Raw genomic sequence first — 14,477 nt, 5'->3', positions numbered from 1 at the left:
CGACAATCGTTTTTAGGCGCACTTGTCGATCTATGGTGCCTACGCCCTGCCCCGGACTGACTACGCTATTAATCCAGCGTGTCCAACCTGCCGAGGAAGACTGCCATGCAACGCTTTCAAAAACTGACGCCCTGCCTGTGGTTCGACGATCAGGCCGAAGCAGCGGCGAAGTTTTACTGCTCGATCTTCGACCACTCGAAAATCACCGCCCTCACCCACTACGGCAAGGCCGGCCAGGAATTCCATGGCCGCCCCGAAGGTTCGGTGATGACCGTCAGTTTTGAACTCGACGGCCAGACATTTACCGGGCTCAATGGCGGGCCGGTGTTCAAGTTCAATGAGGCGATTTCGTTTCAGGTCAACTGCCAGAACCAGGAAGAGGTCGACCATTTCTGGGGCAACCTGTCTGCCGGCGGCCCGGTGGAGGCGCAGCAATGCGGCTGGCTCAAGGACAAGTTCGGCGTGTCCTGGCAGATCGTGCCGGTGGCGTTCATGCACATGGTGACCGACGCCGACCAGAGCAAAGCCCAACGGGCGATGCAGGCCATGCTCGGGATGAAAAAACTCGACATCGCCGAACTGGAGCGAGCCTTCGCCGGCCAGAGCTAATACACTCGGGCACTGGCCTGCCGAGAACCCCAAAAATGAAAGCCGCCGCCAAGAACCCCGAACAAGCCCCGCGCTTCTGGCGCAACGACGCCCTGCCCTTCATCGAGGCCCGGGCCATCGCCGATGGCCGTGAGGTCTGTTATTCACGGCATTCCCATGCGCACTTTTCCATCGGCGCCATCACCGCCGGGAGCAGCACCTATGTGCATGAGCAATCCTCGTTCGAAGTGGCGGCCGGCACGGTGGTGCTGATGAATCCGGGGGACGTGCACGCGTGCAACCCGATCGACGATCAGCCGTGGTCGTACTTGATGTTGTACGTGGAAACGCCGTGGCTGACGGATCTGCAGCATCAGTTGGGCTTTAGTGCGGAGCTTGAGTTTCGGCGGTTTTCCGATACCCATTTGAATGACGTTCGCCTGTTTGACGACTTGAATGCGTTCTACGCGATATTGGTCGACGATCAGCAAGACGTGCTGCGCAAACAGAGCGCAGCGGTGGAGTTTTTCAGCGAGCTGCAACTGCGCCTGAACCCCGTCGAACCACCGCTGCGCGAGCCAAACTTCAAACTCGAACGCGCCGCCGAATTCATTCGCCGGCACTGCACCGACCTGCTCAGCCTTGACGACATCTGCGCCGCTGCCGAGCTGTCACCGTCCTATCTGATCCGCGCCTTCAAACAGCAATTCGGCATGACGCCCCATGCGTTTCTGGTCAACCAGCGTATTCAGTTTGCTCGCGAGTGTCTGCGTCGCGGGCAGTTGATTGCGGATGTGGCGCTGGAGGCGGGGTTTGCTGACCAGGCGCATTTTCAGCGGGCGTTCAAGCAGCATCTGGCGGCGACACCGGGGCAGTATCGGGGATAGCAACAAAAACGGCCCGCAATGGGCCGTTTCAGTTTCAGCACTCAGACACGGGGCTCCGCCGCCACATCCAGATTATCCAGCACCCGATTCACCGCCAGTTCCGCCAGCATGATCAGTTGTCCGATGCCCAACAGCACATGCCGCTGCGGCGCCTCGATCATCCCGGCGAAATCGCTGGCCATGGTTTTGGCCGAGGTCAGGGTTTCGCAGGCGTCGGCCAGCAGTTCTTCGTTGGGGATGCCGGGGGCGATGAGGTAGCGGGTGTTGGGTTTGAGTAGCGGTTTTCTGGGGTGGAACGGATTGAGGTAGTGATCGAGGGCGCGGTCGGCGGCTTCGTGGAATTTCTTGGAATCGAGGGTTTCGTAGGGCGAGGTCGGGTCGGTTTCGGGCGGGTTTGGCGTTGGTTTGATCATGGTAAAACTCCCTGATTGGTGGAGCTGCCACGGTTCGCTGCGAAACGAAGGGAGGTGACAGCTGTACGCGGGTTCGCAGACCGGGAATCAAGGAACCCGGCATACCCGAAGGTATCCCGCGCACAACCGCCATTACGCGACCAGCATAGAATGCTGAACGGAAACGACGCTCTGGGCGCCTTGATTGATCCGGGCTGCGAAACCCGATCGCTGATTCGTCAGCGACCGACACACGATAGAACCCGGCCCCAAGGCCCACAAGCCGGCGGATTCTGGCGGATGCGTAGGCAATGGCGCAAGGTGTCGTAGCTTGCCGGAAGCATCCTTAAACACCTTTAAACCCAAGAGCCGCCACGCTTACGGCAGCAACAGATACCCCGCACTCACCGCCAACAGCAACGCCATCACCCGATTGAACAAGCGCATCCCCGCCGGGTTGCCGAGATAGCCACGCAAGAACGTCCCGGCATACACCCAACACCCGACCGACAGATAACAGATCACCAGATACACCGCCGCAAACTGCCATACCAGCCGCGCCTCGCCATCAGCCACGAACGCGCCCATCCCCGCCACGCAGGCCAGCCAGGCCTTGGGGTTGAGCCACTGCATCACTGCGCCATAGAGCATCGACGGGGCCCTGCCCGATTCTCCCGTATTCAGCTGACCGTCATCGGTGGCCAGTTTCCAGGCCATGAACAACAGAAACGCCACCCCGGCCAGTTGCACCACGCGGGTCAGCGACGGCCACAGCGTAAGCACTTCATGCAATCCCAGCCCCATCAACACCAGCAACAACACAAACCCCAGCGTCGCCCCCGCCACATGCCGCTGACTGGCGCGAAAGCCGAACTGCGCCCCCGAACTCAACGCCACGATATTCACCGGCCCCGGGGTAATGGATGCGGCCAGGGCAAACGCCGCCATCGACACAATCAGACTCATCGCACACCTGCTTCAAATCGAGGAACAAGGCGCCCACAGTAGTCAGCACACACCGGGCGGTATTGAAGGAAATTACCCCCACGCCTGCAGACCCACTACGCTCTACCTCAGTGACCACTCTCGACCAGGAAGTCGCCCTCCATGATTCTGATTCTGTTGCCAGCCTCCGATTACGATCCCACCGAAAGCAGCGTGCCGTGGCAGGCATTATGCGAAGCGGGCATCGAAGTACGTTTTGCCACCCCGCAAGGCTTGCCCGCCCATGCCGATCCGCGACTGGTGGACATCGGTTTTGGCCTGCTGAGTGCGATGCTGATGACGCGAAAGGCCGACCTTCACAATTACACGCAGATGATCGAGTCCGAAGCGTTCAAGCAGCCGCTGGCGTATGCCGATATCGATACGGCGCGGTTTGACGGTTTGCTGATTCCCGGCGGCCATGCCAAAGGGATGCGCACATTGCTGGAATCCAAACAGGCCCAGCAGATCGCCCTGCAATTTTTCAAGGCCGAAAAACCCGTGGCGGCGGTGTGTCATGGCGTGTTGTTGCTGGCCCGGACGCTTGATCCCGACACCGGGAGTTCGGTGTTGTTCGGGCGCAAGGTTACGGCACTGCTGGCGGCAACCATGGAATTGCCAGCGTGGCTGATGACCGCCGCGTGGCTGGGGCGCTACTACCGCACCTACAAGCAGACCGTCGAAGCAGAAGTGAAAACCGCACTGGCGAGCAAGGCTGATTTTATACGCGGCCCGCTCATCGCCAAACGCGACCACGCAGAGAACCCGCAAATCGGTTTTGTGGTGCGCGACGGCAACCTGCTGACGGCGCGCTGGCCCGGCGACTGCCATCGATTCGCCGCCGAATGGGTGGCCCTGTTGCAGGCCACCCGTCGCGAGCCGCTGCTCAGTCCAGACGTGGCACGGTGAAGCGGAATTCGCTGCCCTGCCCTGGCTCGCTCTCGGCCACGATCCGCCCGCCATGGGCCTCGACGATGCCTTGCGTGATGTACAGGCCCAGCCCGGTGCCGTTCGGATTGCCCTCCTTCACCGTCCAGTAACGGTCGAACACATGCGGCAAGTGATCCTTGGGGATGCCTTCGCCGCTGTCGCGCACCGTGAAGACGATGTCGTCACCAACCGATTTGGCAAACACATCGACCGTGCCCAGACGCGGGGTGAATTTGATCGCGTTGCCCACCAGATTCGACAGCACCTGGAACAGCCGCTCCGGGTCGGCATGGATGCTCAGATCGGGATCGGCCTCGAACGAGATGCTGATGTCCTTGTCCAGCGCCAACGGCGCGAGCAGTGACTGCGCCTCTTCGAACATCTGCGCGACATCGAGTTTCTGCGGCGCGATGGTGTAACGCCCGGCGTCGATTTTCGAGGTATCGAGCAAGTCTTCCAGCAACGTGTTCATGCGCCCGGCGGCTTGCTGCATGGTGTCGATGGCGGTGGAGATGCGTCGTGAGGTGTGCGGGCCGTCCGAGCTGAAAGCCTTTTGCATCATGCCGCACAGCATCGAAATGACGGTCATCGGGTTGCGCAGATCGTGGGAAACCACCGCCACCAGTTCATCACGGGCGCGCACCGCTTCCTGCTCGCGGCGCACCTGGCGGGCCAGATCGTTTTCCAGTGCCGAGCGACGTAGGTCGTTGGCGGCAAACAGATCGCCATGGCTCCACTTGGTGGAGATCCCGGCCATCTCGACCTTCCAGATTTCGAACGAGGTGCGCGGCCGCAGGCGCAGGCCGGCGTCGGAGTTTTCCAGGTCCAGCGGCTTGCGCGGGTCGCCGCTCCAGTTGATGTTCTCTTTGACTTCGGGGCGGAACCACAGCACGCCGTTGTCCACCGGTTTGGGCAGGCTCATGGCGAGCACGCCGCTGGCGACCTGCTGATACTGCGCGGCCGGCGGGTAGACGCTGGCCAGGTGATGACTGGCAAACACCGGCTCGCCACGCTCCTGCAACCATTTGTGCAGGGCGCGAATTTCTTCCGGCTCCGGGCAATTGCCGTAACGGTGCAATTGCTTGTCTTCAATGATCGCGATACCGCCGGCATTGGCCAGCGCCATCAGGACCTGCGGCTGGTTGGCCAGTCCATCGAAAACATTCTGTGGCGAGTCGATCATCGCCTGATTGAGCAGCGCCAGCGCCTCGACCTTTTCTTCACGCTGACGGCTGACTTCCAGCGCTTCCATCGCGCTGATCTGCAACGACAGCACCTGGCCGATGGTCTGGCATGCGGTGCGCAATTCGTGCGGCACGTGCAGCGGCTGGCGGTTGCCGCAACTGATCAGGCCCCAGAGCTTGTCGCCCTTGAGCAGGGAAATACTCATCGACGACAGCACGCCCATGTTCTTCATGTACTGGCAGTGAATCGGCGACACGCTGCGCAGCGTGGCGAAGCTCAGGTCCAGCGGAGTCTGGGTGTCCGGGCGCAACTTGGGTACCAGTGGCACCGGTTGATAGTCGGCATTGGGGATAATCCGCAGCCAGTTGGTGCGGTACAGCTCGCGGGCCTGCTCGGGGATATCGGAGGCCGGGAAGAACAAGCCGTTGAAGACCTCCATCGACGGATCGGACGCTTCGGCGATGACCTGACCGTGGCCCTCCTCTTCGAAGCGATAGATCAGCACCCGGTCGTATCCGGTCATGGCCTGGATTTCCTTGACGCTGATGTCGTACAGCGCCTGCAGGCTCTGGGCCTTTTGCAGGCGCGCGAGCATCCGCCCCAAGTGGGTTTCAGTGCCGGCGACGTTGCGCGGCTGGAAGTTTTCGACGTGGATTTCCAGCTCCAGGATCAGCACATCCTGATGCCGATGCAGCAAGCCTTCGAACGCCGTGCCGTTGAGGCGAAAGTGCAGCGGCGGCGCGTCGGACAGGGTCGGTTGCTGCAAGGCCTCGCGAACCTGCGCGGCATGGGCATCGCCGATCAGGCTGTGCAGCGGCTGGCCGATCAGTTCCGGGGCCGGGCGCGCGAGCAAGGTCTCGACGTTGGCGCTGATCTGGATGATCGAAAGCTCGGGCTCGCTCAGGGTCAGCAGCAGACCGTGGGGCTGGATCGCGCCGGGAAAGCGGATCGGCTCGTCGGCGCAGTTGGCCAGCAACTCTTCAAAGGCTTCTTTGTCTTGCGGGGTCATACCAGAACCTCCTGGCTTTCGAGCCAGCGCTCGAAACAGCTGAATGTGGTGTGAGCGGCCGCCACGACGGCTTCACGCTCGCCGGCGTCCATCGGGCGGCTGCCGAGGTATTCGATGAAGTCGCGCCAGCGCCGGCCGGTGGCGGCGCCGTAGACGTCCAGAAATGCCGCGCCGTTGTCTGCGTCCAGGCTCAGCCGCGAGGCGATTTCCCGGCGCAGGATCTGCCCGCCGAGGGTCGCGCCTTCCAGCACGTACAGCACGCCCAGGCATGCGGCGGCAGAGTCGATGACGGGCAACTGGCCGCAGAGCGAAAAGTCCTCGCCGTTTGCGCCCAACGCGTGCAGGTCGCGTTGCAGGGTCGGCGCCTTGAGGCGTGAAGCCAGATCGAAATCGGCGGGGATCGCGCCGCTGTCCTGCAACGCGGCTTCCAGTGGCTGATAGAAGCCGTAATAGGCGCGCATCAATCGCTCGAAAGCGTGCAGATCAAGGGTGTCGGAGAAAAAAGGAAGGCGTTTTTCCAGGGCGATGTGCAGTTCGGCGGTGCCGGCGCGCAAGTCCTGCAACACCGGTGGCACATGAACCTCGCGGGCCTTTGCTTGCATGTAGTCGCTCGTACAGTGGGCCGCCTGGGGCCATTAGGGAATGGAAACGCATGGCGCGAAAGCTTACACGGCAATTGTCCTTTCTGACCCGGCAGATAATTTTTTCTGGCGGATTCATCACCCTGTGACGGTTTCAGAGTTGACGGGGCGGCAGAAAGTTCGAACGGATTCACCCCCGACAATCGCTGTACCGCGACTCCGCAGTCTGACTGTACGGTTCCGGCCTGCCGTCAGCATGATAAAAATAGCCGTCCCGCCACCGGAGCCCGCGCCATGGATCTCGCCACCCTTTCCCTGTTTCTGCCCGCCTGTTTCGCCTTGAACATGGCGCCCGGCCCGAACAACCTGCTGTCGGTCAGCAACGCCACCCGCTACGGCTATCGTCGCGCCTGTGTGGCCGGGGTCGGTCGGTTGTTGGCGTTCGCCGGGATGATCGCCCTCGCGGCGGCGGGGCTGGCGGTGGTGCTGCAGACCTCCGAGCTGCTGTTCTACGGGATCAAGATTGTCGGTGCGGGGTATCTGCTGTATCTGGCGTGGCAGCTGTGGCGGGCGAATCCTGCCGCTGAAGACGCCATTACCGCGCCGGCAAGTGGACTGCTGGCGCTGGCACGTCAGGAATTCCTGGTGGCCGCAGGAAATCCAAAAGCAATTCTCATATTCACCGCATTCCTGCCGCAATTCGTCGACCCGAACCGCGCCATCACCCCGCAGTTCATGCTGCTGGGCGTGCTGTTCCTGCTGCTGGAATGGATCGCCATCAGCGCCTACGCCTACATGGGCCTGCACATGCGCCGCTGGTTCGCCGAGCCGCGCGGCAAGCGGATTTTCAATCGTTGCTGCGCAGGGCTGTTGTCGGCAGCGGCTTCGGTGTTGCTGATGGCCAAACGCGCCTAAGCTTCGGACGGGCCTTTGAGTTCGACCTGATTGCCGTCCGGATCAAAGCAGTACAGCGACAGGCCGTTGCCCTCTGCGCCGAAACGGGTGGCGGCCTTGTCGACGGTCAGGCCGCAGGATTGCAAATGGCTGACCAGCGCCGCTTCATCGAACGGCTCGATGCGCAGGCAGAAGTGATCGACATTGCGCCGCTCGCTGCCGGCAGCGGCGCCACCCTTGCGGCCGATTTCCCCTTCGAGATCGACCAGATCGATCATCGACGTGCCGGCGCGCAGGTGCACCAGACCGAACTTTTCGTTGCGCTTGACCACTTCGGCGCCGAAGACCCGGTCGTAGAAATCAATGCTGCGTTGCAGATCCGCAACGCGCAGCACGATGTGATCGATGTGGTGAATCGTGAACGGTGGCATACCTTCATTTCCCGAGTTGTAGCGACTCGATCACTGTAGTGCAGCGGCCCGAAAATTCACTGTCGATTTTTCGGTGGAGCCATCGAATAACTGGTTTTATCCTCGGCCCATGAACATACAGACCGCTGTCCTGCCCCCTCACGCCGAAATGGTTCGCGCCATGCTCGCAAGCGACACTGCCTATGAAGGCGTGTTCTTCACGGCGGTGAAAACCACCGGGATCTTTTGCCGCCCGACCTGCACGGCGCGCAAGCCGAAACCGGAAAACGTCGAGTTCTTCGCCCACGCTGACGAGTGCCTGTCCGCCGGCTATCGCGCCTGTTTGCGCTGCAAACCGCTGGACGCTGCCGCCATCGCCCCGGACTGGGTGCAACGGCTATTGAAAGCCGTCGACGCCGATCCGGAGCTGCGCTGGAGCGACGCGCAATTGCTTGCCGAGGGCATCGAACCGCTGAAGCTGCGGCGCTGGTTCAAGCAGCATTTCGGCATGACGTTTCACGCGTGGTTGCGCACCCGTCGGCTCGGTGTGGCACTGGGCGGGATCAAGCAAGGCACGTCCATCGACCATGCGGCGTTCGACTCCGGCTATGAATCCCTCAGCGGTTTTCGCGATGCGTTTCAAAAGTCATTCCACATCACGCCGGGACGCGCAGCGGCCAGCGAACCGCTGCTGTTCACCCGTCTGACCACACCGCTGGGGCCGATGATCGCCATGGCCGAGCGACGCGGACTGGTGTTGCTGGAGTTTCTCGACCGCCCGGCGCTGACCCGCGAAGTCGAAGAACTGCAAAACCGCTACGGCTACGTGGTCGCACCGGGGCACAACGCGCATTTGCAGCAGATCGAAAACGAACTGGCGCTGTACTTTGCCGGCAAACTGAGCGAATTCAGCGTGCCATTGCATCTGCCCGGCAGCGAGTTTGCCCGTCAGGTCTGGGCCGAACTGCGACAAATCCCCTACGGCCAGACCAGCACTTACGGCACCATCGCCGCACGACTGGGCAAACCCGGCGCCAGTCGCGCGGTGGGCCTGGCCAACGGGCACAATCGCTTGTCGATCGTGGTGCCATGCCATCGGGTGATCGGTGCGGACGGCTCGCTGACCGGCTATGGTGGTGGGCAACCGCGCAAGGCGTTTCTGCTCAGGCTGGAAAACGCTGCCGTGCAACTGACGCAACCGCTGGCTTTCTGAACGACGACAAGAAGGGATTTCGATGAACGCGCTCGACACACAGTTTCACCAGTTGCACCACGATGGCCTGCTGATCCTGACCAACGTCGCCGACGCCACCGGCGCGCGACTGGTCGAGCAGCTTGGTGGCAAAGCCGTCGCCACCAGCAGTGCCGCCGTGGCCTGGGCCCACGGTTACCCGGACGGCAATACCCTGCCGCTAGAGCGCTTGATCAGCACCGTGGAGTCGATTGCCCGGGTCATCAAGGTGCCGTTGAGCGTGGACATCGAGGCCGGTTATTCCGATGATCTCGACCGGGTCGCCGAAGTGATCGATGCGGTGGTCGCAGCCGGCGCTGTCGGGATCAACATCGAAGACGGCAGCGGCACGCCGGAACTGCTGGCGCGCAAGATTGAAGTCGCGCGGCAAGTCGCCGACAAGCGCGATGTGAAGCTGTTCATCAACGCCCGTACGGACGTTTATCTGAAAAGTCTGGTGCCGGCCGAAGATCGCGTTGCCGAAACCTTGCGTCGTGCCGCGCTATACCAGGCAGCCGGGGCCGATGGTTTGTTCGCCGCTGGCGTGACGTCTGCCTACGAAATCGAAGCCATCTGCAAAGGCACGACGTTGCCGGTCAACGTTCTTGGCTTCGCCGACCTGCCCTCCCCCGACGAACTGAAAACCCTCGGTGTACGCCGCTTGAGCGCCGGCTCCGGCATCGCCGAGTTCATGTACGGCGCCATGGGTTCTCTGGTGAAAAGCTTCCTCGCCAGCGGCAAGCTCGACACCCACGACCTCAAGGCTTTCACCTATGGCGAAGTCAACGGTCTGCTGAAGTAAGCCATGCCCGATCCTTATCAACCGGCCAGCGAATTTCTGGCCAGCCTCGACGCCGACTGGCAGCGCCACATCGCTGCGGTCGGCCCTTGCCTGCACCAGCCGCACCCGGCGCGCGATCCTTATGAATCGCTGGTGCGGGCGATTGCCTATCAGCAACTGCATGCAAGGGCTGGCGACGCGATTGTCGGGCGGTTGGTGGGGTTGTTTCCCGGGCAGACGTTTCCGCGTCCGGAGCAGATTCTTGCCACGGATTTTGATCGACTGCGCAGTTGCGGGTTTTCGGCGGGCAAGATTGCGACGATTCAGGGGATTGCCCGGGCGACGCTGGACGGCATGGTGCCGGATTACTCGACTGCGCTGGCGATGGAGGATGAAGCGCTGATCGAGCGGTTGGTCAGCCTGCGCGGGGTTGGGCGCTGGACGGTGGAGATGTTGCTGATTTATAGCCTGGAACGGCCGGATATTCTGCCGGCGGATGACTTTGGTGTGCGCGAGGGGTATCGGCGATTGAAGGGGCTGGAGGTGCAGCCGACGCGCAAGCAGATGATCGAGATCGGGTTGGATTGGAAGCCGTTTCGGACGGTGGCGGCGTGGTATTTGTGGCGGGTGCCAAAAGCGCCCTCACCGTAAGTGAGGGCGGCTTTCAAAGGCCCGACTTCAACCGACTGAACGCCCTCACCAACGCCCGGTTGAACGCCTTGCCGTTGTCGTTCTTGCTGTACAACGAAGCCCTCACCGCCTCCGGCGGATACGTCCCCGGATCATTACGAATCGCCGGATCAATCAACCCGTCCGCCGCCGTGATCGCATTGGCGTAGTGAATCGTATCGGTGATCGGCGCGATCACCTCTGGCGTCATCAAATAATCCATCAATGCCAGGCCGGCCTCGGGATGCGGTGCATCCTTGGGAATGACCATCGCATCGAACCAGATCAGCGTGCCCTCCTTTGGAATCCGGTAATTCAACTTGAACGGCTTTTTCGCCGCCTCTGCCTGGCCCGCCGCAATGGCAACGTTGCCGTTCCACGACATCGCCACGCAGGTGTTGCCGTTGGCCAGGTCGCTGATGTTCAGGTCGTTGTCGAAGTAGCGGATGTAGGGGCGGATCTTCGCCAGTTGCTGCTCGGCGAGTTTCAGGTCATCGAGGCTCTGGCGGTTGATGTCCAGGCCCATGTACTTCATGACCGCCGCGAACACTTCGTTCGGATCGTTGAGCAGGCTCACCCCGCAATCGGCGAATTTCGACACCACGGCCGGATCGAACAGCATCGCCCAGCTGTCCCGTGGCGCCTCAGGCAGCCGCTGTTTCACGGCTTCCTCCTGATAGCCGACGCCGGTGGTGCCCCAGGCGTAGATCCCGGCGTAGCGGTTGCCCGGATCGAACACCGCCATGTGCTGACGGAACTCCTCGCCAACTCCGGCAAAGTGCGGGAGTTGCTGCTTGTTCAGGGTCTGGATCGCGCCGCTCTCGATGGCCCGCGACAGGTGCTGGCCGGCCGTCAGCACCAGGTCGTAGCCGCTGCGGCCGGTGAGCAGTTTGGTCTCGACGGTTTCCAGCGAATCAAAGTGATCGGCGACCACCTGAATCCCGGTTTTCGCCTCGAAATTCTTCAGGGTGTCCGGGGCCAGGTACTCGCCCCAGATATACAGATTGACCACCGGTTTCGCCGGCTCGGCGGCCTGCACACACAGGGGTGCAAGCACCAGCAATAACGCTTTACTCAGTTTGTGCAGGCCCATGCTCAGGCTCCTTTTTTCTGGCCGGCGTATTGCGGCATGGTGATGCACGCGACGTTGCCGCCACCGAGCAGGATTTCCCGGGAGTTTTCGATGCCGACGATCTTGTGCTGCGGGAACAGTTCGGCGAGGGTCGCCAGCGCCACCTGGTCGTTGCGATCACCGAACAGCGGCACCACGATCGAGCTGTTGCCGGCGTAGTAGTTGATGTACGACGCGCAGATTTTGGTGCCGGCCTGACGGGTGTGGGTGCTGTCCTGCTGATCGAGGCCTTCGGCTTCTTCGGCGGTCCACTCCAGTACGTCCGGTTGCGGCAATTTGTGCACGATCAGTTCGCGGCCACGGCTGTCGCGGGTGCTGCGCAGGATGTCGTAGGCCTCCTGATAGATTTCCCACTGCGGATCGTCACGGTTGTCGGTCCATTGCAGCACCACTTCGCCTGGGCGTACGAAACACGCGAGGTCATCGACATGACCGTCGGTTTCGTCGAACTTGCAACCGCGCGGCAGCCAGATCACTTGCTCGGCGCCGAGATAGTCGGTGAGCCGGCGGGTCACTTCGTCCTTGCCCAGGTGCTGGTTGCGATTGCGGTTGAGCAGGCACTGCTCGGTGGTGAGGATGCTGCCCTGGCCGTCGCTCTGGATGCCGCCGAGTTCTGCAATCAATGGCGCGCGATAACGGTCGAAGCGTTCGATTTCGAGGATCTTGCTGGCGATCTGGTCGTCCTTGTCCCACGGGTAGTAGAGCCCGCCATCGAGGCCGCCGTAGGCGTTGAATTCGAAGTCGACGCCACGCACTTCACCGCTCTGGTCGTTGACCACGAAGCACGGGCCGCTGTCGCGGAACCAGGTGTCGTTGCAGGTCATCTCCACCACCCGCACTTGCGGCGGCAACTGGCGGCGGGCGGTGGCGAACTGGGCCGCCGAAGCGCAGACCGTCACCGGTTCGCTGTGGGAGATCGCGGTGACGATCTGCACCCAGACTTTCTGCGCAGGCTTGGCACCGTTGCGCCAGACGTCGGTGCGCTCCGGCCAGCCGAGCCAGCAACCGGACTTGGCTTCGAATTCGCCGGGCAGACGGAAGCCGTCCTGTTTCGGGGTGGAGTCGAGCAAACGTGCCATGGTCAAACCTCGTCATCGGGATGGGAATGACCTCAGGCTACGGTCGCGGGCGGTCGGCCCGCCAACGATGATTATTTCGGAACAGTTGAATTCAACTCATCAATCCGCCAGTTGATCGTTGAACCATTCGAGCATCTGCGCCACCGCCGGACGCTCCAGGCGCACCCGCTCGCAGACCAGCGCGTATTGACCCAGCGCGGTCATGCTGGAAGTGAACGGTCGCACCAGACGCCCGTTCTGCAAGTCTTCCTGCGCCGTGAGGTTGTCGCCCATCGCCACGCCCTGCCCTTGCGCCGCAGCTTCCAGCGCCAGCCCGGCGTGGGCGAAATACAACTGGCGTTCCGGGCGCAAGTCGCCGGCATGGCTGGTCAGCCACGCGGTCCAGGTCTTGCCGTCCTGATCGTCGTGCAGCAGGCAATGGCGGGCCAGGTCCTTCGGGGTTTTCAGGTTGCCCTGGTTGAACAGGCCCGGGCTGCACACCGGGAAGAACTGCAACGCCGGCAACGGGCGGACGAAATACGCGCTGCTGTCCACCGGGCCTGTGCCGTAGGTGATCGCCAGATCGATGTCTTCGCCGGGCGCGGTGGCGTCGATCGGCTGTTCGTAGAGGTGCAAGGTGATGTGCGGATAGCGCGCATAGAAATCGGTGAGGCGGTTCATCAGCCACTTCTGCGCCAGTTCCGCCGTGACCGCCAGCCGCAACACGGCGAGCGAGGATGGATCGCGTAATTCATCGCAAGCGTCGCCGATCAGTTCGAAGGCCTGTTGCAAGCTCTGCATCAGGCGCCCGGCGGCGATGGTCGGGCGAATCTGCCGGCCCTCGCGGATGAACAGCGGCACGCCCAGTTGCTCTTCGAGCTGGCGGATCTGGTGGCTGACGGCGCTGTCGGTGACGCACAGCTCGGCGGCGGCCCGGCCGAAATGCGCGTGGCGGGCGGCGCACTCGAAGGTTCGCAGGGCGGCCAGGGAAGGTAGTCGGCGCATGGGTTGAGTCCCTTTTTTTGCGGACATGCTGACCTTCGGATTCGTGGGCGTCCAGTTTTACCGCGTTATCGTTCATCGCGAGCAAGCTCGCTCCCACAGGGATATTCAGAGTTTGAAAGATAGAGGGCACACCGCAAATCCTGTGGGAGCGAGCTTGCTCGCGATAGCGGCGGCACAGGCGCGACATCTCTTCTAGGCTGAACCGCATCGACAACGCCAAACCGGAGGCCACCATGCACCTCGAAGGCTCCTGCCACTGCGGCGCGGTTTCATTCACCCTCGACAGTGCCCACCCCTACCCTTATCAACGCTGCTATTGCTCGATCTGCCGCAAGACCCAGGGCGGTGGCGGCTATGCGATCAACCTCGGCGGCGACGCGGCCAGCCTCAAGGTGCGCGGTCGCAAAAACATCACGATCTACCACGCGAAGATGAAAGACGATGGCGACAAACGCGCCCATCGCAGCACCGCCGAGCGGCATTTCTGCTCGTTGTGCGGCAGCGGACTGTGGCTGTTCAGCCCGGAATGGCCGGAACTGATCCACCCGTTCGCCTCGGCCATCGACACACCGTTGCCGGTGCCGCCGGAGCACACCCACCTGATGCTCGGCTCGAAAGCGCCGTGGGTCGAAGTGCAGGCGAGCGCGAAGGACCGGCAATTCGAGGTCTACCCCGAAGAATCCATCGCCCAATGGCACGAACGGCTGGGATTGACCCGGTAGCCGCCTTCACAGTCTTTGA

General features: G+C 62.2%; 16 protein-coding genes. 8 read left to right on the top strand and 8 right to left on the bottom strand.

The features are described 5' to 3' along the window. Positions 1–105 precede the first annotated feature (105 nt). On the top strand, positions 106–609 hold the full coding sequence (locus M5B98_RS17790) for a VOC family protein (RefSeq protein WP_248743461.1): 504 nt from the start codon (positions 106–108) through the stop codon (positions 607–609). A gap of 35 nt (positions 610–644) precedes the next feature. Then, positions 645–1,475, top strand: coding sequence for an AraC family transcriptional regulator (locus tag M5B98_RS17785; protein WP_248743460.1), 831 nt, complete (start codon positions 645–647; stop codon positions 1,473–1,475). Positions 1,476–1,516: 41 nt separating this feature from the next. Here M5B98_RS17785 and M5B98_RS17780 read toward each other — a convergent pair whose 3' ends face one another. Continuing rightward, complete coding sequence (locus M5B98_RS17780; protein ID WP_248743459.1) at positions 1,517–1,888, bottom strand: DUF6124 family protein; 372 nt, start codon at positions 1,886–1,888, stop codon at positions 1,517–1,519. Positions 1,889–2,245: 357 nt separating this feature from the next. Next, a complete protein-coding gene (locus M5B98_RS17775; RefSeq protein ID WP_248743458.1) occupies positions 2,246–2,833 on the bottom strand; it encodes a LysE family translocator in 588 nt (195 codons plus the stop codon). Between the two features lie 141 nt (positions 2,834–2,974). Between M5B98_RS17775 and M5B98_RS17770 the strand changes: the two genes are divergently transcribed. Next, positions 2,975–3,760, top strand: coding sequence for a type 1 glutamine amidotransferase domain-containing protein (locus tag M5B98_RS17770; RefSeq protein WP_248743457.1), 786 nt, complete (start codon positions 2,975–2,977; stop codon positions 3,758–3,760). Here M5B98_RS17770 and M5B98_RS17765 read toward each other — a convergent pair. Together M5B98_RS17765 and M5B98_RS17760 are read right to left on the bottom strand one after the other, a co-directional pair. Then, positions 3,738–5,975 (bottom strand): ATP-binding protein, encoded by a 2,238-nt coding sequence (locus M5B98_RS17765; protein WP_248743456.1) that lies wholly within the window; start codon positions 5,973–5,975, stop codon positions 3,738–3,740. The genes M5B98_RS17770 and M5B98_RS17765 overlap by 23 nt on opposite strands. Then, on the bottom strand, positions 5,972–6,577 hold the full coding sequence (locus M5B98_RS17760) for a biliverdin-producing heme oxygenase (RefSeq protein ID WP_248743455.1): 606 nt from the start codon (positions 6,575–6,577) through the stop codon (positions 5,972–5,974). Before M5B98_RS17760 ends, M5B98_RS17765 begins: the two co-directional genes overlap by 4 nt. Before the next feature lie 273 nt (positions 6,578–6,850). Between M5B98_RS17760 and M5B98_RS17755 the strand changes: the two genes are divergently transcribed. Next, entirely contained in the window at positions 6,851–7,471 is a 621-nt protein-coding gene (locus tag M5B98_RS17755) for a LysE family translocator (RefSeq protein WP_114882264.1), read from the top strand. Here the strand turns inward: M5B98_RS17755 and M5B98_RS17750 are convergent. Then, positions 7,468–7,881: a VOC family protein gene (locus tag M5B98_RS17750; protein WP_248743454.1), complete on the bottom strand. Its 414-nt coding sequence runs from the start codon at positions 7,879–7,881 to the stop codon at positions 7,468–7,470. The two genes, M5B98_RS17755 and M5B98_RS17750, sit on opposite strands and share 4 nt — an antisense overlap. A gap of 109 nt (positions 7,882–7,990) precedes the next feature. Here M5B98_RS17750 and M5B98_RS17745 point away from each other — a divergent pair, with 109 nt between their 5' ends. The 3 genes from M5B98_RS17745 to M5B98_RS17735 are packed head-to-tail and all read left to right on the top strand — an operon-like array spanning position 7,991 to position 10,523. Continuing rightward, the gene (locus tag M5B98_RS17745; RefSeq protein WP_248743453.1) at positions 7,991–9,073 is read left to right on the top strand and encodes a bifunctional transcriptional activator/DNA repair enzyme AdaA; all 1,083 of its coding nucleotides are present in this window, start codon (positions 7,991–7,993) and stop codon (positions 9,071–9,073) included. A 22-nt stretch (positions 9,074–9,095) separates the two neighbouring features. Next, positions 9,096–9,893 carry an isocitrate lyase/PEP mutase family protein gene (locus M5B98_RS17740; RefSeq protein WP_248743452.1) on the top strand — a complete coding sequence of 266 codons (798 nt, stop codon included), beginning with the start codon at positions 9,096–9,098 and terminating at the stop codon, positions 9,891–9,893. Between the two features lie 3 nt (positions 9,894–9,896). Continuing rightward, on the top strand, positions 9,897–10,523 hold the full coding sequence (locus tag M5B98_RS17735; protein ID WP_248743451.1) for a DNA-3-methyladenine glycosylase family protein: 627 nt from the start codon (positions 9,897–9,899) through the stop codon (positions 10,521–10,523). Positions 10,524–10,536: 13 nt separating this feature from the next. On the opposite strand, the gene M5B98_RS17730 is transcribed toward M5B98_RS17735, so the two are convergent. The 3 genes from M5B98_RS17730 to M5B98_RS17720 form a co-directional block, all read right to left on the bottom strand. After that, positions 10,537–11,634 (bottom strand): extracellular solute-binding protein, encoded by a 1,098-nt coding sequence (locus tag M5B98_RS17730; protein WP_248743450.1) that lies wholly within the window; start codon positions 11,632–11,634, stop codon positions 10,537–10,539. A 2-nt stretch (positions 11,635–11,636) separates the two neighbouring features. Next, positions 11,637–12,752 (bottom strand): agmatine deiminase, encoded by a 1,116-nt coding sequence (aguA, locus tag M5B98_RS17725; protein WP_248743449.1) that lies wholly within the window; start codon positions 12,750–12,752, stop codon positions 11,637–11,639. 99 nt (positions 12,753–12,851) lie between these two features. Then, positions 12,852–13,736: a LysR substrate-binding domain-containing protein gene (locus tag M5B98_RS17720; protein WP_248743448.1), complete on the bottom strand. Its 885-nt coding sequence runs from the start codon at positions 13,734–13,736 to the stop codon at positions 12,852–12,854. A gap of 233 nt (positions 13,737–13,969) precedes the next feature. Between M5B98_RS17720 and M5B98_RS17715 the strand changes: the two genes are divergently transcribed. Beyond that, positions 13,970–14,458: a GFA family protein gene (locus M5B98_RS17715; RefSeq protein ID WP_134827287.1), complete on the top strand. Its 489-nt coding sequence runs from the start codon at positions 13,970–13,972 to the stop codon at positions 14,456–14,458. Positions 14,459–14,477: the final 19 nt, after the last annotated feature.

It is taken from the genome of Pseudomonas sp. MWU12-3088 (genome assembly GCF_023242405.1).
GTDB lineage: Bacteria > Pseudomonadota > Gammaproteobacteria > Pseudomonadales > Pseudomonadaceae > Aquipseudomonas > Aquipseudomonas kribbensis.
This window is presented reverse-complemented; position numbering and strand designations above follow the sequence as displayed.